At 42.8% G+C, this 21,106-nt stretch carries 17 protein-coding genes and 1 tRNA gene; 14 read left to right on the top strand and 4 right to left on the bottom strand.

Going from position 1 to position 21,106, the window contains the following annotated elements:
* The first annotated feature begins 21 nt into the window (after window positions 1-21).
* A complete protein-coding gene (locus ACI3E5_RS08285) occupies window positions 22-2,235 on the top strand; it encodes an AraC family transcriptional regulator (RefSeq protein ID WP_498821379.1) in 2,214 nt (737 codons plus the stop codon).
* A gap of 60 nt (window positions 2,236-2,295) precedes the next feature.
* Here the strand turns inward: ACI3E5_RS08285 and ACI3E5_RS08280 are convergent, their stop codons facing one another.
* Window positions 2,296-3,183: a carbohydrate ABC transporter permease gene (locus ACI3E5_RS08280; protein WP_015509917.1), complete on the bottom strand. Its 888-nt coding sequence runs from the start codon at window positions 3,181-3,183 to the stop codon at window positions 2,296-2,298.
* Window positions 3,184-3,442: 259 nt separating this feature from the next.
* Between ACI3E5_RS08280 and ACI3E5_RS08275 the strand changes: the two genes are divergently transcribed.
* The 11 genes from ACI3E5_RS08275 to ACI3E5_RS08225 all read left to right on the top strand — a co-directional run bounded on the left by ACI3E5_RS08275 (window position 3,443) and on the right by ACI3E5_RS08225 (window position 15,019).
* Window positions 3,443-4,411 carry an ABC transporter permease gene (locus ACI3E5_RS08275; RefSeq protein WP_325845024.1) on the top strand — a complete coding sequence of 323 codons (969 nt, stop codon included), beginning with the start codon at window positions 3,443-3,445 and terminating at the stop codon, window positions 4,409-4,411.
* A 15-nt stretch (window positions 4,412-4,426) separates the two neighbouring features.
* Window positions 4,427-5,104 (top strand): YesL family protein, encoded by a 678-nt coding sequence (locus ACI3E5_RS08270; RefSeq protein ID WP_123833678.1) that lies wholly within the window; start codon window positions 4,427-4,429, stop codon window positions 5,102-5,104.
* Between the two features lie 165 nt (window positions 5,105-5,269).
* Entirely contained in the window at window positions 5,270-6,391 is a 1,122-nt protein-coding gene (locus ACI3E5_RS08265; protein WP_325845025.1) for a glycoside hydrolase family 88/105 protein, read from the top strand.
* A complete protein-coding gene (locus tag ACI3E5_RS08260; RefSeq protein WP_325845027.1) occupies window positions 6,388-7,704 on the top strand; it encodes a glycoside hydrolase family 28 protein in 1,317 nt (438 codons plus the stop codon). Before ACI3E5_RS08265 ends, ACI3E5_RS08260 begins: the two co-directional genes overlap by 4 nt.
* Window positions 7,701-8,591: a dienelactone hydrolase family protein gene (locus ACI3E5_RS08255; protein WP_325845028.1), complete on the top strand. Its 891-nt coding sequence runs from the start codon at window positions 7,701-7,703 to the stop codon at window positions 8,589-8,591. The genes ACI3E5_RS08260 and ACI3E5_RS08255 overlap by 4 nt, the downstream gene beginning before the upstream one ends.
* Window positions 8,552-9,469, top strand: coding sequence for a pectinesterase family protein (locus ACI3E5_RS08250; protein WP_015509912.1), 918 nt, complete (start codon window positions 8,552-8,554; stop codon window positions 9,467-9,469). Before ACI3E5_RS08255 ends, ACI3E5_RS08250 begins: the two co-directional genes overlap by 40 nt.
* Window positions 9,466-9,912 (top strand): DUF4064 domain-containing protein, encoded by a 447-nt coding sequence (locus ACI3E5_RS08245; RefSeq protein WP_325845030.1) that lies wholly within the window; start codon window positions 9,466-9,468, stop codon window positions 9,910-9,912. The genes ACI3E5_RS08250 and ACI3E5_RS08245 overlap by 4 nt, the downstream gene beginning before the upstream one ends.
* Window positions 9,909-11,501 carry a glycoside hydrolase family 43 protein gene (locus tag ACI3E5_RS08240; protein WP_498821375.1) on the top strand — a complete coding sequence of 531 codons (1,593 nt, stop codon included), beginning with the start codon at window positions 9,909-9,911 and terminating at the stop codon, window positions 11,499-11,501. The genes ACI3E5_RS08245 and ACI3E5_RS08240 overlap by 4 nt, the downstream gene beginning before the upstream one ends.
* A 3-nt stretch (window positions 11,502-11,504) precedes the next feature.
* Window positions 11,505-12,998 carry an extracellular solute-binding protein gene (locus ACI3E5_RS08235; RefSeq protein ID WP_015509909.1) on the top strand — a complete coding sequence of 498 codons (1,494 nt, stop codon included), beginning with the start codon at window positions 11,505-11,507 and terminating at the stop codon, window positions 12,996-12,998.
* Between the two features lie 149 nt (window positions 12,999-13,147).
* Window positions 13,148-13,981 carry a sugar phosphate isomerase/epimerase family protein gene (locus ACI3E5_RS08230; protein WP_325845032.1) on the top strand — a complete coding sequence of 278 codons (834 nt, stop codon included), beginning with the start codon at window positions 13,148-13,150 and terminating at the stop codon, window positions 13,979-13,981.
* Between the two features lie 165 nt (window positions 13,982-14,146).
* A complete protein-coding gene (locus tag ACI3E5_RS08225; protein ID WP_325845034.1) occupies window positions 14,147-15,019 on the top strand; it encodes a VOC family protein in 873 nt (290 codons plus the stop codon).
* A gap of 380 nt (window positions 15,020-15,399) precedes the next feature.
* Here the strand turns inward: ACI3E5_RS08225 and ACI3E5_RS08220 are convergent, their stop codons facing one another.
* The 3 genes from ACI3E5_RS08220 to ACI3E5_RS08210 form a co-directional block, all read right to left on the bottom strand.
* Entirely contained in the window at window positions 15,400-16,671 is a 1,272-nt protein-coding gene (locus ACI3E5_RS08220) for a hypothetical protein (protein WP_498821372.1), read from the bottom strand.
* 201 nt (window positions 16,672-16,872) lie between these two features.
* On the bottom strand, window positions 16,873-18,099 hold the full coding sequence (locus tag ACI3E5_RS08215; RefSeq protein WP_151195055.1) for an Ltp family lipoprotein: 1,227 nt from the start codon (window positions 18,097-18,099) through the stop codon (window positions 16,873-16,875).
* 405 nt (window positions 18,100-18,504) lie between these two features.
* Window positions 18,505-18,587, bottom strand: a tRNA-Leu gene (locus tag ACI3E5_RS08210).
* Between the two features lie 194 nt (window positions 18,588-18,781).
* On the opposite strand from ACI3E5_RS08210, the gene ACI3E5_RS08205 reads away from it, so the two are divergent.
* Together ACI3E5_RS08205 and ACI3E5_RS08200 are read left to right on the top strand one after the other, a co-directional pair.
* Window positions 18,782-19,894, top strand: a complete 1,113-nt coding sequence (locus ACI3E5_RS08205; RefSeq protein ID WP_284591650.1) for a hypothetical protein — start codon at window positions 18,782-18,784, stop codon at window positions 19,892-19,894.
* Window positions 19,891-21,105, top strand: coding sequence for an ABC transporter permease (locus ACI3E5_RS08200; RefSeq protein WP_325845038.1), 1,215 nt, complete (start codon window positions 19,891-19,893; stop codon window positions 21,103-21,105). The genes ACI3E5_RS08205 and ACI3E5_RS08200 overlap by 4 nt, the downstream gene beginning before the upstream one ends.
* Window position 21,106: the final 1 nt, after the last annotated feature.

Raw genomic sequence — 21,106 nt, 5'->3', positions numbered from 1 at the left:
TTAGGTAATGGGAGGGAGTCTATGAAATTCTTTTTAAGCTATCATCAAACGTCCAACTTGTTTTATAAAATATTTATTTTGATTTTTCTAATTGGTAGCACTTTAATCATTGGGTTTAGTGGGGTCATTTATCATCGAACGTATCAAAACATTCAAGAAACATTTTTGCAAAGTCAACATAATTTGGTCAACCAAGTCAAAGAAAATCTGGATCAAAAAATTCAGATGGTGGAGTATGCCTTTTCTACATATAGTAGCACACAAAGCTTTTCCGATACGATGGAACAGCCGTTTTCTGTGACGAATTATCGACAAGTACGAGAGATCAATTCACAACTGGCTTACATTGGTGTGATGGGGATTGAAAACGCCAGCTACCAATTGGTGAATTTGAACCAGCATTGGAAAATCGAAGAAGGCTCCTTAAAACAGATCGATGATACTGAACTTGCTGCTTTTCAAGCGTTGATCGACAACCAACGCTACTTGTATTGGTTACCAGAAGATGGCTATTTAAAAATGGTGATGACGCTGCCTGTGTTTCGACAGGAAACCACTGCTTTGGGGATCGCTGAAATCCAAGACCATACCATTGCGCAGTTGGTGGCAGATCATGACGATTCCTTTTTGAATATTTTTCATGCTGACGGACAACTGCTTTTCGATAATGGTGAAGTGATCGATTCTGCCTTACAAGAAACAATGATTGCAGCTGCCCACGGCGATGGCATCTTCACTGACAAAGAAAACAATAAGTATGTGGTCACACAATCGGATTACAATCAGTGGTATCATGTGATCCGCCTGGCGCCTGCTAGCGTTTCACAAGCAATCCGTGAATTAAGAAGCGGTTTGATCGTGATTGGCAGTCTTTTGATCATCCTCTTTTTATTAGTATCCTATCGCATTGCGATCGTGGCTACCTCACCCATCAATCGGATCGGTGAGCTTTTAAAGCCCAAAAAACAAGGTCAGAAATTAGAAGTCAATCAGTTGATTTCCGATATCGACCAGGTCTTACATCAAAACCACGATCTCTCCGTCAAAGTCGAGCATCAAAAGCCCGAATTAGAATCCTTGTTTCTATTAAACTTGTTTCGCGGCTGTATCTCAGAAGAAGATATTCACTTAAAACTGTCACAATTTGGGTATGAAGTATCCAAAACAGAACACTTTGCCGTACTACTGATTCAAATCGATGATTTGTGTGGACGAGAAACAGCGACTATTGATATTTTCTTGCTTGCCATCGAGAATCTCGTTTCTGAGATCATTCCAGCAAATTTGCGTTTTCAACCAATCATCTCCAGTCAAGAAACCCAAGGAACGATTTTAAAGCTTCCTGAATCAGTTGACCAAAAACAAGTATTAACCTATTGTCAAAAGATCCATCAAGCGGCAAAAGATTACTTGAAAATCAAAATAAGTTGTGGGGTCTCACAATCCTACGACCGCCTCGTAGAAACCAAATTAGCGGTTGATAACGCCAAAGAAGCCTTGCACTATCGAATGAATTTAGGGGAAGAAGTCATTATCTTTTTTGACGACATTGCAGCACAATTAGACAATAATGCGATCGTTCAATACCCTAGAGAAGCAGAAAGCACCTTTTTGGATGCGATGCGTAGTGGGGAACTAGCGACCATCAAAGCGAGTTACACGGAAGTCGTACGGGAAATCATTCATGAAAACAAAAATCCGTTGACGATTGAAAGTGCCTTGTTTAAGTTGATCAACAGTATCGTTCAGCTAGGGCAACTCTTAGGAGCGGATCATACCAGCTTGCAGAATAGTCGTAAAGTTTATCAATCCGTGCTCAACCAAACTAGTTTGTTCAAAGTTGAGCAAATCATCTATCATGAGTTAGTTTTACCTATCGTTGAAACGACACAAGCCAAAACAGATCGAGAAATTCGCTCCTTGTCTGAAAAGATGGTCTTGATCGTACACCAACAATACGATCAAGATCTCTCCTTAGATAGCATTGCTGAACAGCTGCATTATAATGCCAATTACTTAAGTAATGTGTTTAAAAAGGAATTATCCATCAATTTTGCCGATTACTTACAAAACTATCGGTTACAAATCGCCAAAAAATGGTTGCGGGAAACGGATATGACGATCAAGGAAATCGCAGCCAACCTTCAATATACCAACTCTCAAAACTTCATCCGCTTTTTCAAAAAGAAAGAACAGATGACCCCTGGAGAGTATCGCAAGCGATCCAAAGACTAAAAGAAAAAAGCGCTTTTTGATCGTTGATCAAAAGCGCTTTTTTTCTTTGCTGCCTGTTGGTTACCCTTTGACGGAACCAACCATTGCACCTTTCACGAAATACTTCTGGACAAAGGGATAGGCGATCAACATTGGCAGAGTTGCAACGACGATCACGGCCATTTTTACGGATTGTGCTGGGGGGACAACATCGACACTAGCGGCATCAGCGTTCATCCCGCTGGAGACGATCACGATTTGTCGAAGGAGCACTTGGATCGGCCATTTCGCTGAATCATTGATGTACAAGATCGCTGATTGATAAGTATTCCAATAACTAACAGCGTAGAACAAAGAGATTGTCGCAATCGATGGTAAGGAAAGGGGTAAGATGATACGGAAAAAGACGCCCCAATCAGAGCAACCATCCATTTTTGCGGATTCCTCTAAACTATCAGGAATCCCTTGGAAAAAGTTTCTCATAATGATCATATTATATGCACTGATGGCGCTCGGTAAGATCAATGCCCAGAGAGAATCGATCAAGCCGAGGCTTTGTACCAAAATAAAACTTGGGATCATCCCACCGCTAAACAACATGGTAAATACGACAATAAAGTTGAAGATGCCGCGTCCATGCAAATATTTTCTCGAAAGAGCATAGGCCATAAAAGAGGTCAAGATCATTGAAAGAACCGTTCCGACGATGGTCACGAAAAGGGAAACACCAATACTCGTAAAAATCGTGGGTGTCGAGAGAATATACCGGTAAGCATTTAAGCTAAATTCACGTGGGATAATGATAAATGTTCGTGTCGCGATCTCAGAAGAAGAAGCAAAGGAGCTTCCGAGAATGTTTAGAAAAGGTAAGAGACACGTTAAGGTGAAGAGTAGTAGAAAGCCAATAATAAATCCTTGAACGACCCGTTCACTTTTCGGGCGGTTCGTTTTTTTCAGGGTTTGTTGCATAGAAAAAACCTCCATCTTTTTTTACTTAAATAGGTACTTCCAACGTATCATGAGGCGGGGACAACGTATATAATCACTTTTACATATTAAAAAATTCACAATAGTGATAAACGTTGATAAATCAAGCGTTTTCCAATTCGATTGAGAAATAATCCTAAAAAATGTATGCCTTTTCAAAGCTGAGAAAATGATTATATACGTTATCTTTTTTTCACGCTACCATGGGACTATCAAATCAAAAAAATTCGGAGGAACAAGTATGGAAACAAAAGTTGATAATTACTTCTCACCACTTAATGAAGAAGAACAGCGGCTGCGGCTGAAAAAGAAAAAATGGGCGCAAATCAGAAAAAATCGTGCCCTCTATATTATGGTATTGCCGGGGATTTTATATTTTCTTATTTTCCGTTACATACCGATGGGCGGTTTGGTCATCGCTTTTCAAGACTACCAACCATTCTTGGGGATCCTAGGAAGCCCCTTTGTTGGCTTCACTCATTTTATTCGGCTCTTTACTGAAGATACCTTCGTGATGTTGATGCGCAATACACTGATCATGTTTTTCTTAAATATCACGATTTCTTTCCCTTTTCCTATATTATTGGCACTTATGCTAAATGAAGTAAACAATCGCCGTTTGAAAAAAGGGATTCAAACCATCATTTATTTGCCTCATTTTATGTCGTGGGTCATCGTTGTTTCCATCTTCTATGTTTTATTAACGACAGAAGGTGGTGTAATCAATAACATGATCGAAAGTCTTGGTGGCGAACGTATCCCGTTTCTAACAAGCCGCACGTGGTTGCGTCCAATGTACATTTTCCAAGATCTTTGGAAAGGTGCCGGTTGGGGGACGATCGTCTATCTAGCCGCTATTACCAATGTTGATGAACAGCTTTATGAAGCTGCGGATATGGATGGGGCTGGCAAGATACGAAAAATGTGGCATATCACATTGCCTTGTATTCGTCCAACGATCGTAACCTTATTGATTTTAAAGATCGGTTCGATCTTAGATATGGGCTTTGAGCATATGTTCTTGTTGATGAACTCAATGAACCGTGAAGTTGCCCAAATCTTTGATACCTTTGTCTATACCGCCGGGATTCAAAATGGTCAATTGAGTTACTCGACAGCTGTTGGGCTGTTTAAAGGACTTGTTGGCTTGATCCTCGTTATCTTTGCGAATCGTTTGGCGAAAAAAATTGGCGAAGACGGGATTTATTAAGAAAGAAGGGATCACATGACGATCGAAAAGATCACGAAAATCAACGAAGGATTACTCGCATTTTTGACGCTGATCGCACTTCACTTTCTTTGGCTCAGTGTGACTCTCCTGGGAGGGGTCCTCTTTGGCATTGGCCCTGCGTCGTATGCCATGATGAAATATTATGATCGCTGGCTTCGTCTTCATGAACGACCACCTTTGATCAAAAGTTTTTTCTACTATAGTAAAGAACGGTTCCGACAATCGGTGCTGATCAGTTGGTTGTTTCTGATCATTGCAGCGATCGTGATCACCAACATATTTGCGCCATTTCCATGGTTTATCCAAGTAGCGAATGTCCTCTTTTTGATTGCGTTTCTCTTTTTATTCATGCACGTGTATACCGTCATGGCAGCCACCAACTTTGTGACCGTGTTTGAGATCCTGCGGGGGAGTGCGTTGTTAGGTTTAGGCTATCTGCATTATTCGATCATAAGTTGGACGATTTTGATCGTTGGCTATTTAGTCCTGGGCAGTTATTTCTTGATCGGCCTCTTTTTGATGGGTAGCAGCTTAGTTGGTGGTGTTTTTGCCCTTGCTGGTAAAAAAATTCTTCAAGATATCCACCCAGTTGAAACAGATCAGGTGGTTTCAAAAACGGCATCGACTACGGAGCAAACCGTTTCCAGCAAAGGAGAGGAGGTCATTATCTAAAGAAAACGGCTCAAAGACTTTTACTGGTCCGCAAACAAAACGGTCACTAGAGAACACCTGAAAATAGCAAGACAAGCTGAACCCTCATGAAATACAGTCGGTAAAACGGATTCATTCAAATAGCTCTATGAATTGAGGAGACTACAATAAAAGGAAGTATCGTACATGAAGAACTATTCGGAAATTGCTTTGAACACATTATTTGAGCGCTATGACTACTTATGCAAAGAAAAAATTTATCACGGAAAATGGTCCTATGACATCGGGGTCGTTTTACAAGGCGTGAAAGAAGCCTATGAGCAAACTGGTGACAAACGCTATTTTGATTATATCCAAAACACGATGGATTTTTATATTGACGAAGACGGTCGTATCAAAAACTATCAGATGGATGCGATGAATATCGATTACATCAATAATGGCAAATGTTTATTCTTACTATACAAAGAAACAGGTGCTTCAAAATACAAGATCGCCTTGGACACGCTGTATCAACAATTACAGCAGATGCCAAGAACGAGCGAAGGCGGGTTCTGGCATAAAAAAATCTATCCTTATCAAATGTGGTTAGATGGCTTATATATGGGGGCCCCATTTTTGACAGAATACGCACTGACATTTGAGAAAGAAGAAGCATTGGAAGATGTAATCAAGCAATTCACCTTATGCTTTACTCATACCCTAGATCCAAAAACGTGTCTTTTGTATCACGCGTGGGATGAACAAAAAGTCCAGCCGTGGGCAGATCCTGAGACCGGTTGTTCAAAAAATTTCTGGGGACGATCAATGGGATGGTTCATGATGGCTCTCGCAGATACGATGGTGCTATTAGGGGAATCAGAGCAGAAGAATCCATTAGAAAAAATGTTTGTCTCCTGTCTAGAAGCTCTTGCTAAAGTAAGAGATCCCCAGAAAAAAGTGTGGTATCAAGTCTTAGATAAAGGCAGTCAGCGTGGGAATTATTTAGAAGCATCCGCTTCTTCAATGATTTGTTACGCAACAGCGAAAGCAGTCAAAGCAGGGATCATCGATCAAAAATGGCAAGTGTTTGCCCAAGAGACCTATCAAGGATTGCTTGATGAGTTTGTCTTTTTAACAAAAGAAGGCTGGTTGAATCTGATCAGAAACTGTGAAGTTGCTGGTCTTGGTGGCCCAGATGATCGGGATGGTACGTTTGTATACTATATCAGTGAACCCGTTATCACAAATGATTTCAAAGGATACGGTGCCTTTTTACAAGCGAGTTTACTGCTGCAACCACTAATGGAGGAAGGAAGCAAGAAATGAATATCCAATTGACTACAGCTGATTTACAAGAAAAAGAAGGTCTGTTGACAGAAGCAATTCAAGAAAAAATTGATGAATTGCATCAACAAGGAGGAGGCAGAATCACTTTTTCCGCAGGACGCTATCCGACAGGAGCGCTCTTTTTAAAAAGTAATATTGAACTGCACCTACTATTGGGGGCGACCCTAGTATTTTCTGATGATCCCAAAGACTATCCCGTCGTTGTGTCTCGCTGGGAAGGGGTCAAACGGGAAGTTTATGCCTCTTGTTTATATGCCGAGTATGCGGAAAATATCGCTGTCACAGGACTAGGAATGCTTGATGGACAAGGGCAAAGATGGTGGAACACCTTTCGGGAAAACCGTGAACAGCTTGCTTATCCACGACCAAAATTAATCAGTTTTGACTCTTGCCAGCAAATTACGTTGAAAGATATCCGTCTTGTCGATTCACCAAGTTGGACCGTCAATCCGATTCTTTGCCAAGATCTAACGATCGATAATCTTCGCATCAAAAATCCAGCGGATTCGCCAAATACGGATGGGATCGATCCTGAATCTTGTAAAAATGTCCGCATCAGTAACTGTCATATCGATGTTGGTGATGATTGTATCGCCATCAAATCAGGAACGGAGGACACCAAAGAACGGGTCGCTTGTGAGAATATCACGATCGTAAATTGCCATATGCTTCATGGGCATGGGGCAGTCGTTCTAGGTAGTGAGATGAGCGGCGATATTCGTAATGTCACCATCAGTAATTGTATTTTTCAAGATACCGATCGTGGGATTCGGTTGAAATCCCGTCGGGGACGTGGCGGAACGATCGAAGATATTCGAGTGAATAACATTGTGATGGATAATGTTATCTGTCCATTCACTTTAAATCTTTACTATTTCTGTGGACCGAAAGGCAAAGAAAAGTATGTTTGGGATAAAAATCCGTACCCGATCACCGAGGAAACCCCTCATTTTCGGAGAATCCATTTTGCAAATATCTCGGCTCGGAATGTTCATGCGGCCGCTGGGTTTGTTTATGGCTTGGCTGAACAATTTATTTCAGATATCACTTTCCAAGATATTGCTGTCTCTATGGCTGAACACCCAATTCCAGGAAAGCCTGCAATGATGACAGGTATTGAAGAGATGACAAAACAAGGCTTTTATATTGGCTGTGGAAGGAATATTCAGTTTGATCGTATCAATTTGGAAGGCGTAACTGAAGCGTTCCATATCGAGAATAGTCGGGAAATCACCGTCACACAATCATTTGAGAATCATCAGCCTCTGGCATTTCAAGGAGATTTTTTGTGAGGAATCCTCAGTTACTACAGCTGCTAGGTCCTGATATGAAAGTTGCACCACAAGTGGTTCAGCAAACAAAAGAGCAAGTGCAAAATTATACCTTGGAACATTTACTTCTACGATTAAATCAAGAAGAGGATGTCCCTGCATACTTTGCTTATCCTAGCTCTCAGCAACCTGTTCCACTCGTTTTGTTCAATCATTCTCATGGCGGCGATTTCACGATGGGGAAAGAAGAACTGCGACAAAGTCCGTGTTATATGCAAAAAGAAAGCCTATTCGCGACATTTATGAAGTTGGGCGTCGCCGTTGGGGTGATCGACATGTGGGGCTTTGGCGAACGAAAAAACGGTGAGAATGATAGCTACAAGCGGTTTCTGTTGCAAGGCAAAACATTATGGGGACAACGAATCTATGACAATCAACAGTTTTTGACCTATCTTGCTTCCCGCAAAGAAGTGAAACAGTCCGCTATCGCCACATTGGGACTTTCTATGGGCGGCTTGATGAGCTGGTGGTTGGCAGCGCTAGATGAACGGATATCAGTGGTGGTGGACATGGCAGCACAAGTGGACTATCAAGCATTGATCGAAGAGGACCGTCTAAGCAAACATGGGTTTTACTATTATGTTCCTAATGTGTTGAAAGACTTTACGACTGCGGCCATCCAAAAACAGATCGCACCACGCCCGCGTTTGAGTTTGGTTGGCAAAGAGGATCGTGGCTGCCCTTCAAGCGGCGTCGCTCGTTTGGATCAGCAGCTCGGACAGCATTATGAAGCAATAGGCTACAAGGAGCATTGGCAGGCGTGTTGCTTGCCAGGCGGTCATGAAGAAACCAAGGAGATGAGAGCGCAGTGGATCGAATTTCTAAAACAGCACCTCCTATCAAGCTAAAGGTTAGTAAAGAGCCGCAAAAGGGTGATTTTACGAGTATCCAAGCAGCCGTGCTGGCTGCTGAAGCCTTAAAAGCACCTTGTGAAATCACGATCGCCTCTGGCGTGTATCAAGAACAGGTGAAAATTTATAAAAACCAGCTTACGTTGATCGCGGAACCTAACACGTTCTTATGCTACCACTTGGCTGCCGAGCAAACCGATGAAAATGGGCAAAAAAGAGGAACGTTTCAAACAGCGACGCTCTTTATCAATAGCCGAGAAGTCTTTGTAAAAAACCTGACCATCATCAATGACGCAGGGTATGGGCAAGCAGTCGGGCAAGCAGTTGCCGTCTATATCGAAGGGGATGACATTCGCTTCGAACGCTGTCATCTCGATGCTTTTCAAGATACCTTGTGCCTGGGTCCATTGCCAAAATATACCAAAGAAGGCGAACCAATGATCAGTCCTTGGCGAAAGACAATCTTTGACCAACAACAGAGTTTGTTTTTGCATTGCAGAATCAGTGGAACAGTCGATTTTATTTTTGGCGGTGGTTCCGCCACCTTTGAAGAGTGTCGCTTGCATTGTAAAAATACACCACAAACGAACTACGTTACTGCTGCCTCAACCAGCAAACAAGCAAGCGGGTTAACCTTCGATCGGTGCCGAGTGACGGGGGACAAAGCCTATTATTTAGGCCGTCCTTGGCGTAATGACGCCAAAGTCACCTTTTTATCCTGCTGCTTTGATCAACAGCTCGCCCCTTGCGGATGGTCTGATTGGGGAAAAACAGCAAGCCACCAAACGGTCACATTCACGGAGCGAATGTGTTGTTACCAAAGAAGTCCCCAACGTCCTGAATGGGTGACTCTTGAAGGAGTGATAGAAAAATGAGCAAGGCAAAATGGTCTGGCTGGATCGGGATGGTTCTCGCTCTGGTGTTTATGGGCGGCTTTTCCTTGGCGATCAATCAAATGACTGTCCAGCAGTTCGAAGAGATCTTTCAACGTGCGTTTCCCACTATACTGAATCAAATGACGGCAGAAGCAGCATTGGCGCAATTTCAAACACTCGGCGCTTGGTTTGGCTTCACGCTGTTGGCACTCCTGATATTGGTTTCAGTGGCGACGATGCTTGTTCGCTATCGTAATTATCGAAAGCAATCTTGTGCTATTTATTTTTTGACTGGTGTCGTGACATTGATTGGTAGTCAAATGATCGCTTTTCCGATTGCCTTTTGTTTCTTTTTAGCGGCGGGTTTTTGTCTTCTCCATCGCGATGACGGACACAAGAAAAAAACAACGGACGCAGTCAGCAAACAAGGAGGGGTTGCATGAAGGCAATAATCAATAATCCGATTTTAAGAGGGTTTCATCCTGATCCGAGTATTTTAAAAGTCGAGGATACTTATTATTTAGCGGTTTCTTCCTTTGAGTGGTTGCCAGGAATTCGGGTCTACTGTTCTCAAGATCTAGTCAATTGGTCCCATGAAACAGATATTCTGACCAATCAAGTGGATTTATTAGGCAACGCAGCAAATTGCAGCATTTGGGCACCGCAAATCAGTTACGCAAACGGACAATACTATTGTGTCTATACAAATGTTCGCAACACGACACGCCCCTTCAAAGACTGTCGAAACTATCTCATCACGGCTCCTACCATTCATGGGCCATGGAGTGAGCCCATTTACTTAAATGGTAGTGGCTTTGATCCGTCCTTGTTTCATGATCAAGAGGGGCGTATCTGGTTATTGAATGCGCTTTGGGATTATCGTAAGGATACACCAAATAAATCGGTGGGGATCGTGCTCCAAGAATACTCTGAAGCACAAGGGTGCTTGATCGGTGACAGAGTGCCAATTTTTTCTGGAACCCAGCTGGCGAAGACTGAAGCACCGCATCTTTATTACCACAATGAGTGTTATTACTTACTGACGGCAGAAGGAGGAACGGGTGCAGGTCATGCGGTAACAGTTTGTCGTAGTAAAACCATCACTGGACCTTATGAAGTAGATCCGCATTTTCCCATGATGCGTGCCTATCAGCGCGAAGATTCCCCTTTTCAATGTACAGGTCATGGCAGTTTGACGGTTGCGCCATCAGGAGAATGGGTCATGAGCTATTTGATGACTCGGCCAGTAGAAGGGGCAGCGATCCTTGGACGAGAGACAGCACTCCAAACTGTCTATTGGGATCACGAAGGATGGCTGCGTCTTAGCAATAACGATACGATCCCAGATCAAACCATCAGGCTCGCTAGCGACGCTCAGAAGCAAAGGGCATCACCTGCTGTTTTTATTGATGACTTTAAAGGATCGTTGCAAAAAGCATGGAACGGTAGACGATTGCTGCCCAATGAAGAGTGGTGCAATCTGAGTGAGCGACCAGGGTATTTGCGATTGATCGGCGGAGAATCGATGCAATCGAACTTTCATAAGCACTTATTGGCGATTCGTCAACAAGACTTTTGTTTTGAAGCTGAAACAGTGATGGAATACCACCCCCAATCGTTCAATCAGATGGCTGGATTGTCGCTTTTCTTAAATGAAGAAAACTATTTGTTTTTCTACGTAACCTATGATGAAAAAGAAGACAAGGTCCTTCGGTTGCTGCGGTGTTGTGAAGGAGAATTTCACTTGTTCCCAGATAAATTGCCCCTCGCTGCTGCAAGTGAGCCGATTGGATTGAAAGTAGTCGGTTCTTATCTAGAAGCCCAATGGTTCTATCGGCAATCACAAACGTGGCATCCCTTTAAAAAGCAAAACATCCAGTTCTTGTCTGGTGGTTTTACGGGGAATTTCATTGGAATCAGTGCCCATGATTTAGATCACTTTGGCAAAAGCTATGCCGATTTTGAATATTTTACGTATCAAGGGAAAGATCCGCTCGATGATGGCTCCCTAAAAATAGAGAAAGAAGGTTAACAAATGAAAAAGTTGAAAGTTGCAAGTTTATTATTATGTGCTGGACTGTTTTTAGCAGGCTGCGGCGATGGTGGAGGTTCACCTGAAGGACCAGAAAGCGAAGGGAAATCAAGTATTTCGTGGATGGCGATGCTACATACTGCTTCCCCACCATCTGGAGATGTCACGCAAAAGTTAGAAGAATACACAGGGGTCGAGATCGACTTTACGTGGGTGCCAGATGCTTCAAAAACAGAACGCTTGAATGCAGCATTGGCGTCGAATTCTTTAGCAGATATCGTTAGTCTGACAGAAATCAATAACACAACCGTCCGCAGCTCACTCGCATCTGGAATGTTCTGGGATGTGGAACCCTATTTAGAAGAGTTCCCGAATTTGGCAGAAATTTCCGAAGATCGGTTAGAGTCTTCTCGAATTGATGGTCGAATCTACGGCGTTCCGTTTTTAAAACCGATCGCGCGTTATGGCGTCCTTGTCAGAAAAGATTGGTTGGATAATTTAGGCTTGGACGTGCCGTCGACATTAGAAGAATTAGCAGCTGTCGCCCAAGCTTTTACGGAAGATGATCCAGATGGAAACGGTGCGGATGATACGGTTGGTTTCGTAGAGCGTGATGAGTCCTTTAACGTTGGGTTCCGTTCACTTTCAGGTTACTTTGGTGCAGACAATTGGTTTACGATCACGGATGATGATGAAGTGATGCCATCCTTTATGCAACCAGAATACAAAGAAGCAATGGAATGGTTCCGTAATATCTATGATAACGGCTGGATGAATTCTGATTTTGCGGTAATGGCGAAAAATGATCAGAAGAACTATATCGTTCAAGGTCGTGGTGGGATCGTGTTGAGTGGTTTGCAAGAAGTACGTAACTACATTGATGATGCAGCTGGTACTGATGAAGAGCATATGGAATGGGTCTTGATCAATGATATCGTCCATGAAAATGTGGAACGTCGTATCCTTTCTGATACCAATGGTGGAATGGGCGGCTGGTTAGCCATTCCGAAAAACAATGTTGAAACCGAAGAAGACTTACGTGTTGTTTTGAAATTTATCAATGATTTGATGGACGAAGAGCCGTTTACGTTGATGACGCAAGGGATCGAAGGTGTTCATTATGAAATTGATGATGAGGGTGTCTATGTCCGTTTAGATGATACGAAGTGGCAACAAGAAGTACAACCATTTTCTTCGTCTCGTCCATCAGAATTAGTAACAGTTTTCCCTTCAAGCAACCCATATGTCAACTTAGCCAATGAAAAGATTCGCGAAAATGAAGAGTTTGCGGTGATCAATCCTGCACAATCGCTGACCTCTGAAACCTATGATCGTTCATGGTCAAGCTTGATTGAAGGAATCTCAGACGCTTACTACCAATATATGACTGGGGAAATCGAGATCGATGGGTTTGATACAGCGATCGAAACCTTCTTAAGAAATGGTGGACAGCAAATCATTGACGAGTTCACGGAAGACTATCGTTCACAACAATAAAGGTCACAAAAGGTTCTGATCATCTATTGAGAAGAAATAGATGAAGTGAGGAGCCGCTACTGCTGAATGATTTGAAGACCAAGACCAGTTGAAGTGATTCGCTGCTTGGTCTTCTTTTTGCTTCAAAAGCAGTGAAGAAATGAGAAGCTATGTTTCAACTAACTGTTCGGGGGCATGATTTAAAGAATTATGGGTCCCCAGAAGAATTAGCGCAAAAAATTGCCGCCCAAAACATTCATAACATTCAATTTGCATTAAATAAATCCTTCCCACAATGGGCAGAGCCAGAGCAATTAAACCCTGGTTTAGGCCGCTTTTTCAAACGAGTTTTTGGTCAATCTCACGTTCAGGTCGCTTTATTAAGTTGTTATTGTAATCTGATCCATCCTGATCTGGAAAAACGGGAAGCGATTTTATCCAGATTCGAGACCTATCTCGCACATGCCAAATATTTTGATGCAGCTATGGTCGCAAGTGAAACTGGTTCGGTTTTGCCAAATATGGGGTATACCGAGGAAAATTTTAGTGACGTCGTTTTCGATGATTTGGTTCAGGTGATCAAGCGTTTGGTCCAAGTGGCTAAGAGACATCAAGTGATGTTAGGAATTGAAGCAGGCTTGAATCATCCACTATCATCGATCGACCGAATCGAAGAATTGCTGGAACGGGTACCCTCTGACTATTTAGGGATCATCTTTGATCCAACCAATCTGATTACTGCGAAGAACTATCAAGAGCAAGTCGCTTTGACAAGGGAAGCTTTTTCTCGCTTTGGCGATGCCATCGTTTGCTTGCACTTGAAAGACTATCAAGTAATCGATGGGAAAATCAAGGTAGTCCCATTGGGAGAAGGAATGATTGATTATCAACAACTATTGGCCATCACCGCTGAATACAAGCCTTATTGTTATGTTGTGTTAGAAGGGACGACCGAAGAAGCGATGCAGCCAGCCATTTCACTGATTGAAGCATTGAAAAAGTGAGGCAGATGTCTTTGATTGTGACTGATGCGGAAATGCTTTATTTCAAGGAATCACGGGATATCACGGAATCCTTTCCTCAGCAAGCAGATTTATTTACTTACTAAAAGTTAGTGTTATACTTAAAGGTACAAGTGAATTTAACTGTTTAGAAAAGAGGAAATAGCGATGACAATGATTCAATCCACCTATCAAATCGATGCAACAGCCGCAATTGGCAAAGTCGTTTTAAAAGTAGCAAACATAGAAAAAATGAGCCAGTTTTATTCGGACGTGATCGGCCTGACTTTATTGGAACAAAGTGTAGATCACGCGCGATTAGGCGTGGGAGCGCAAGCGCTTTTAGTTCTAGAGAAGGTGAGTGATCCGTTGCCTTTGACACGGAAAACAGGCCTTTTCCATACGGCGTTTCTTTTGCCTAGCCGTAAAGACCTAGGAAATATGCTGATTCATTATTTGGAAGCCAAAGCTCCCCTCGATGGTGCCAGCGATCATGGATATAGTGAAGCGTTATACCTGACCGACCCAGAAGGAAATGGGATCGAAGTGTATCGTGACAAACCGAAGAGTGAATGGGATATTCGAGCAGATGGTGAGATCGTAGGCGTTACTATCGAAATGGACGCGCAAGGCGTGCTGGGAGCCGCTGACCGATCTCAAACGACCTTTCCAGTTGGCACCACGGTGGGGCATGTCCATTTGAAAGTGGCGGACTTGGCAAAAACAGAAGAATTCTACACAGAAGTTTTAGGCATGCGTTTGACCTCAGATTTTGGTAGCCAAGCAAAGTTTTTTGCTGCTGGTTCGTATCATCACCATATCGGATCGAATATTTGGATGGGAAGAAATGTTCCAGCTATGGAAGAACAGGATCTAGGTTTAGCGTACTTTACGATCGTTTTGCCAGCTTTGGCTTTTTCTACGTTACGAAGTCATCTCAAGGCAAGAGGCGTTTCGTATGAGTTAGAAACAGACAGCCGCTTGCATTTGACTGATCCGAATGGGATCAATCTGATCATCGAAAGAAAGAATCAGCCTTAAGATGGAGGTTTTTTCATTCATGAAATGAGAGAATAACCTATAATCAAGTAAAAGGAGAGCAAGCATGAAAAAAACGGGGCGGGACAATCACTATTTCTAGCATTATTGATCAGCATGGGCTTATTTTTCTTTGTCCAAGGGAAACAATTAATAGAAAGCGGGGCGTCTCCTGTGATTTTTATTGCTTTTTCGGCTTTTGCAGGAATTATCGGAGTTGGTGTCTATGGTCTTCAAGCAATAATGAAGCAGCATCGGCGCAAAGCCATGGTACCAATCAAAACCAAAAAATAAAGAAACCGACCAATCTTAAACAGGAAGATTGGTCGGTTTTTTGTTTAAGCTAAGACAAAATGGGGAATTGGGGTCTCGTCCCCTACATATTAATTTTCCATGTTTTCAATCGCAAATTCGATCTCATCAGGTGAGAAGCCGTTCCCTTCAAGATGAGCAGCCATATTTCTTTGACGGATCCCTAACACCCGACGGGATTGATTGGCGCGTCCTAAAGCATGGCGATACCAATCTACATCTAGGGTTTCTAGTGCCCATTGTGTTTCCTCCGCAGTAAACCCTTCTGTTTCTAACAGTTCTGCCATCTCTTGTTTTGAATAAAAGCGACGATTTCCTTGCGCTCTAACGAGGAAAAAGGCTTCAAGTTCTCGTTCTGTCGCATTGTTTTCGCGCTCATAGCGTGCTGCTACAGTCGGGGCGAGATGAAACCCTGCTAAGATCGTTTCCTCGGTCACTTCGTTATCAAACACGTAGGTTCTGAATTGAAAACGATTATCGTTTTCCAGTTCAAGCCATAGTGATTCAACCAGAAATCGATAACCGTATGGAATCGTTTCATAAACAGCATCGGCAATTTCGTAAAAATAAGCGGAAACGGCTTCGTAAGGAGTCATTATCTCGGGAACGATTTCCGTCGTTTGTCCATTAAACAAAGTGATTGCGGAAGGGTAGGTCTCACCAGCATTCGTAAATGTGAGAATCCTCACTGGCTCATATTTTGTTGAAAAGACATTCATGGTCACACCGTTCGCCAAATCAATCGCACTCTGCCACTCGATTTCTTGGTCATCGCTTTGTTGGTGTAAGTGTTCAAGTGTATCAGGTGTCAAACCAAGCTTTTCTCGTGTATCTTCATTGATTTCTTCTTCATCGGCAAGTGGATTGTTTGCTCCAGCAGTCACTAGTGCCAAATCCTCTTCGTATTCGTTGAATAATTCTTGCAATTTTGCTCGTCTACTGACGATGATCGGGCTTTCCTCATGGATGGCAAGTAAGGCTTCGATACGGCCATTGCGAGCGGCAACCCAACTGGGCATATCCAGATAGCGAGCTTCGATCGCTTCTTGAGCGAGTGCGATCATTGTTTCCGTGTTTTCAATGAATGCCGCCTTGTGTTTTGAGTTGCTATTGACCTGGTCTAAAAAGGCCAATTCTGCTTCTTTGCCTCGAATCATCAGTTCGAGATTTTCAATACTTAAATCATAAGTAAGATTTTCTGCATGATAGGTATGTTCCCAACCAGCATCTAAAGCTGCACCGATGCGCTCAGAAAGTTCCTCAGGACTTGCTGAATTTATCGTCCCACATCCTGAAAGCAGGGACAGTATTAGTAATAAAGGCAACAAAACTTGTTTTTTCATTTTTCTCCTCCTCGTGAGACTCTAGTAAACCTCGCCATTTTGTACGAATGAACGCATTAGATCGAGCTCTTTCTTGGGTATAAACATAGCCACAATACAAGGGACATCAACTGAGCCCCCAAAGTTAGACCAAAAAACCTAACTTTTTGAGGTCACTACAACAGCATATGGGCATCGCGATGCCCTTTTCTTCGCTAGCTTTTAGTTACCTATGTTTGTCATCGCGTAGTCGATTTGTTCTTCTGAAAAGTCTTCAAAAGTCAATAACCGGCGAATGTTGTCAGGAGGAAGACTCATCAAGGAATGATAACTATTTGCTTTCTTCAACGCCTGCTCGTTCCAATCAATCGTGAGCTGATCAACTGCCCATTGTGCATCATTATGGGTAAACCCTTCAAATTCTAATTGTTGTATCAATCGTGCACGTGAGAAAGCCATGAGGTTCGTAAAGGATTCGGCACGAGCGATCGCTCGTCTTTGTTCTGAAGATCCTTCATTCTCGGTCTGAGTTTGTTCGTCATTGTTTTGCTCTTGCTGCAAAGCCGTAGCTGCTTCTTGTTTGGCGTTTGCTTCTTGAAGCTGTTGATACACGGTAGTGACCATGTCTTGATCAATGTCATGATCAAAGCCATAGGTCATCACCGCCAGCTGATGTTCATCAGAAGATTGATCGAATCGATTCATAAACATCATTGATTCACGAGGAATATTTACGGCGAGCGCTCGTAAAATCGTTTCATAGAAAGCAGCTTTTTGCTCGTCGGCAGTTTCCCGATTCAGAACAGTAAACCCAGATGCGTACTCCTCATCGGGCATCGCAAAAACGAAGACGTCAACATTCGTTTCGCTTGTGTGGTAAACGGTGGCAGTGAGTCCATCGTCAAGTTCGATTGTGCGATGAAGAGTAAGCGCATCTTCTGTGAGCTGCTGAAGCTGCTCGATATCGTCTGCCAAAAGCCCCAGCTTTTCCCGCGGGTCGGCTTCAGGAATCGTTTCGTTTGCTACCTCTAGTAGACTGTTGAGGTTGTCTTGATTACTGAGAATGATAGGGCTCCGTTCATGAATCGCAGCCAGAGCTTGGCTATAACCAATGCGGGCAGCAAACCAAGCAGGGACATCGATCCGACGCTCCACTAACGCTCGTTCAGCGGTTGCCATCAAATCAATCGTGTGGCTGATCAATTGCTGAAGGTCTTCGTCGGAAGAATCAAGTTCTTCCAAAATAGCCAGTTCGGCTTGGCTGCCGGCAATCAGCAATTCTAAGGTCGCTGGTTGATAATAGGCCCAACCCGTTCCAGACTGGTTTGTATATTCCAGTCGTGCGTCGATGCCAAGCGCAACGGTCTCTGACAGTTCTTCATCTGCCTTCGTGCAGCCGATAAGCAAAATAACGAATGACAATAGGGTGATCAGTATTCTTTTTTTCATTAGACTCCTTCTTTCTATCGAAAGTAACTGAGAAAACGGTCGGCAGAGGTTGGTTCATCTGGGGGAAGGAGGAGGGCAGGTGAATGGAAAAAATGTTGAAAAGATTTCCATCACAAGTTCATTCAAGCAATTGTTTCTGATACGCTAATAAGAAAAAACGGAATATCGAACTAAATTTTATGAATAGCCGTTATATTATTCATTTTATATGAAAAATATCACTTAATGCAATGATAAATGGATTTTTATTGGATTTTTTATCTTTTGGGAAAGGAAGGTTACTCTCAACTTTTGAGGAGTAGGTACTCAAGAGCAAAGCGATCGAGGGAATTCATTGAAGGATCGCCAGGGGGGATCTTTTGTGCAAACAAAAAACAGCTTCCCGCAATGGGGAAGCTGTAAGGATGCGGAAAATGGGATTTGAACCCACACGAGCGATTGCTCACAAGACCCTCAATCTTGCACGTCTGCCATTCCGTCATTTCCGCAAATACTATAGAAGGAAACGCAGGCTAAGGTAGTTCTGTCACGCCGCGTCTAGAAAATATCTTACCTGATTTTCAGCAGGTTTGTCAATAACTTTTCCAAAAGCTATTTGAAAGAATTTTCAGACTTTAGATTGCATTTTTTTCCATAAAAGGTATGCTAAAAGAATGAATAATTTTTTTTGAGAGGAGAGCAAATGAACTATTTTAAAAACCAACTGGCAAAAGCTGTTAAGCAGAAAACATTCATCTTCCTACTCATTGGAGCCTTTAGTTTAGGCTGTTGTTTTTCCATTTATTTGAAACTAATGGAACCTGTCAACTTGCCCGCTACCATTACCGCAGAAAAAGCGGAGGCTTCACGGCTTGTTGATCGCTACCAAGCCAATCAATCTGGTTCACCGGATGAGCAAGAGGTATATCAGCTATTACTTGATAACAATACTCTGACCTCACGGCAGCTGTCCAACTTGATTATGGAGGAATATGAACGATTTAATCAAACGAGTATTCAAATGGCGGAGCTAAAAAAGCAGATTTGGGCGTCTTCAGTTGATGACAAAGCCTTTTTACCGCCGATGTGGTCGATCGAACAAGAGCAAACGGTCTATCAAGCCTTAGCCGAGCAAGAAAAAGATCCGGTTCTCACGGCTGCTAATACCCAGACGGCTGTCGCTTTGGCAATAACGTTTTTACTGAATTTTGGGTTCTTCTTCTGGGCTTTTTTTGCTAGTGACAATTTATTAGAAGAAAGAGAACACTTCTCCTTGATCCGCTCATACCCACAGATTTTCCCGATTCGGATGGTCAGTAAGGTTTTTGTCAAAACGATCACCAATTTAGGAATCTTGCTCGTGTTTTTCTTAGGCGTCTTTCTTTCAATGAGCCTTCTGGGGGAGTTCGGGGATTGGCAGTATCCAGTAGCCGTCTATCTCAGTGGGGATTGGGTAGCCTTACCTTTTTGGCAGAGTGTTTTATCTAGTATGGTTTCTTTTGCCTTGCTGATTGGTTTGATCGAATGCTTAGGTTTTGTCATGAACATGGTCGCAGCCAATCGATACGTCTCTTTCTTTTTACTGGTGCTTTTTTATGGATTCGGCTTGATTCCGATGCTGCAAAAGATCCCTATATTACCAGTTCATCTAGCTGCTATGGATAAATTTTATTCGGGTGCCTTTGCTTTGGGCTCTGGCACTTCTTGGGGCGTCTATGCCAGTTGGCTGCTGACGCTAGTGTGGATCTTCCTTTGTTTAAGCATCATGCTTGTTGCGGATAAACAGAATCGCTTGTTGAGAGGAGGCAAAGGATGAAAGACTATTTTTTCTTTGAATTACGCCAGCTGTTAAAAAGCAAGAAAACCATTGGCCTTTTTTGCTTGTTGCTGATCTACAGCGGCGTTTACAGTTTTTGGCAAAGAGACTTTCGCCCGATTGAACGAGTAGATAAAACAGAAATGCAACAACGCTATACCGTGCGACAAGATTTTCTTGATCAACAAGCAGCCAATCCCTCTGACCATTGGTCGGCATTCATGGCAGTCGAAATGTTTACCCCATGGAATGAAGCAGAAAAACAACGGCTCGACGCGCTAGCCGAGAAAGACTGGCAAGCTTACGCACAAAGCACAAGTACTTGGTACCATCTCGCTTTGCAATTTACCGATGAACGAAATATATTTTATACCCCTGATTATTACACGTTTCGAAATTACTATGCTGGGTATGACGGGCGCTTCGGCTATGCATCAACCGCAAAACTGATGGAGGCTTTTAGCCAGCTGCCTAATAGCAAACTCTCTCAAGCAGTCATGGAGCAAAAAACGGGGGTGCAAGCATTACAGCGAAGCTTTACTGAATATTTACCGATTCTATTAATTGCTGTTTCTTTATTTTTGGCGATCGATTGTTTACCAAAAGAACGAAGACATAAATCCCTGTTTCTTTCACTGCCATTATCGGCAGAAGAGATCCTTTGGAGTAAAACGGCAGCGTTGATGGTTGGTTCTGCAATCGCAACGCTAGGAACCATGTTCTTTATCTGGTTTGGCTCTGGTATTCAATTCGGCTTTGGTTCCTTGGAACTGCCAGTCACGATTTTATCATCGTCCTTTGATGCCCGCTACCCGATCACAGATTTCAATGCTTTTGAAACACAAGCCATCGGTCTTTTTTTAAGTCAATGTTTTCTTGCAACGCTTTTCTTGCAGTTTCTTTATTGTCGCGGCATCTTGCTGTTCAGTGCCCTGTTTCGCTCAGAGCTGATTAATCTGCTTGTGGCTGGTTTTTGTTTGCTTTCGCCCTTTCTTTTCCAACGGCGCTGGTTTAGTGCCTACCTTGATAAAACGCTGTATGTCTATCTGTATCAAAATGTGGGACAAGTCCTTTCAGGCTGGACACGCTTTTACTTTGGTTCTGCAGGATTTACGATGGAAAAAGGCTTACTTTTATTAGGCGGGGTTTGGCTTCTGATCGAATTGTGTTTCTTTTTGACGATCCAACGCAAAAAATTTCATTTGGCATAGG

Origin of the sequence: Candidatus Enterococcus avicola, assembly GCF_047470845.1 — a bacterium.
In the GTDB taxonomy this organism is placed as follows: Bacteria; Bacillota; Bacilli; order Lactobacillales; family Enterococcaceae; genus Enterococcus_D; species Enterococcus_D casseliflavus.
This window is presented reverse-complemented; position numbering and strand designations above follow the sequence as displayed.

Excerpts from the sequence above, each read along its gene's own strand:
- ACI3E5_RS08270 (WP_123833678.1), top strand. The coding sequence starts at position 4,427 with ATGACGATCGAAAAGATCACGAAAATCAACGAAGGATTACTCGCATTT.
- ACI3E5_RS08205 (WP_284591650.1), top strand. The coding sequence starts at position 18,782 with ATGAACTATTTTAAAAACCAACTGGCAAAAGCTGTTAAGCAGAAAACA.
- ACI3E5_RS08285 (WP_498821379.1), top strand. The coding sequence starts at position 22 with ATGAAATTCTTTTTAAGCTATCATCAAACGTCCAACTTGTTTTATAAA.
- ACI3E5_RS08215 (WP_151195055.1), bottom strand. The coding sequence starts at position 18,099 with ATGAAAAAAAGAATACTGATCACCCTATTGTCATTCGTTATTTTGCTT.
- ACI3E5_RS08200 (WP_325845038.1), top strand. The coding sequence starts at position 19,891 with ATGAAAGACTATTTTTTCTTTGAATTACGCCAGCTGTTAAAAAGCAAG.
- ACI3E5_RS08260 (WP_325845027.1), top strand. The coding sequence starts at position 6,388 with ATGAATATCCAATTGACTACAGCTGATTTACAAGAAAAAGAAGGTCTG.
- ACI3E5_RS08230 (WP_325845032.1), top strand. The coding sequence starts at position 13,148 with ATGTTTCAACTAACTGTTCGGGGGCATGATTTAAAGAATTATGGGTCC.
- ACI3E5_RS08225 (WP_325845034.1), top strand. The coding sequence starts at position 14,147 with ATGACAATGATTCAATCCACCTATCAAATCGATGCAACAGCCGCAATT.
- ACI3E5_RS08265 (WP_325845025.1), top strand. The coding sequence starts at position 5,270 with ATGAAGAACTATTCGGAAATTGCTTTGAACACATTATTTGAGCGCTAT.
- ACI3E5_RS08220 (WP_498821372.1), bottom strand. The coding sequence starts at position 16,671 with ATGAAAAAACAAGTTTTGTTGCCTTTATTACTAATACTGTCCCTGCTT.
- ACI3E5_RS08235 (WP_015509909.1), top strand. The coding sequence starts at position 11,505 with ATGAAAAAGTTGAAAGTTGCAAGTTTATTATTATGTGCTGGACTGTTT.
- ACI3E5_RS08280 (WP_015509917.1), bottom strand. The coding sequence starts at position 3,183 with ATGCAACAAACCCTGAAAAAAACGAACCGCCCGAAAAGTGAACGGGTC.
- ACI3E5_RS08275 (WP_325845024.1), top strand. The coding sequence starts at position 3,443 with ATGGAAACAAAAGTTGATAATTACTTCTCACCACTTAATGAAGAAGAA.
- ACI3E5_RS08240 (WP_498821375.1), top strand. The coding sequence starts at position 9,909 with ATGAAGGCAATAATCAATAATCCGATTTTAAGAGGGTTTCATCCTGAT.
- ACI3E5_RS08245 (WP_325845030.1), top strand. The coding sequence starts at position 9,466 with ATGAGCAAGGCAAAATGGTCTGGCTGGATCGGGATGGTTCTCGCTCTG.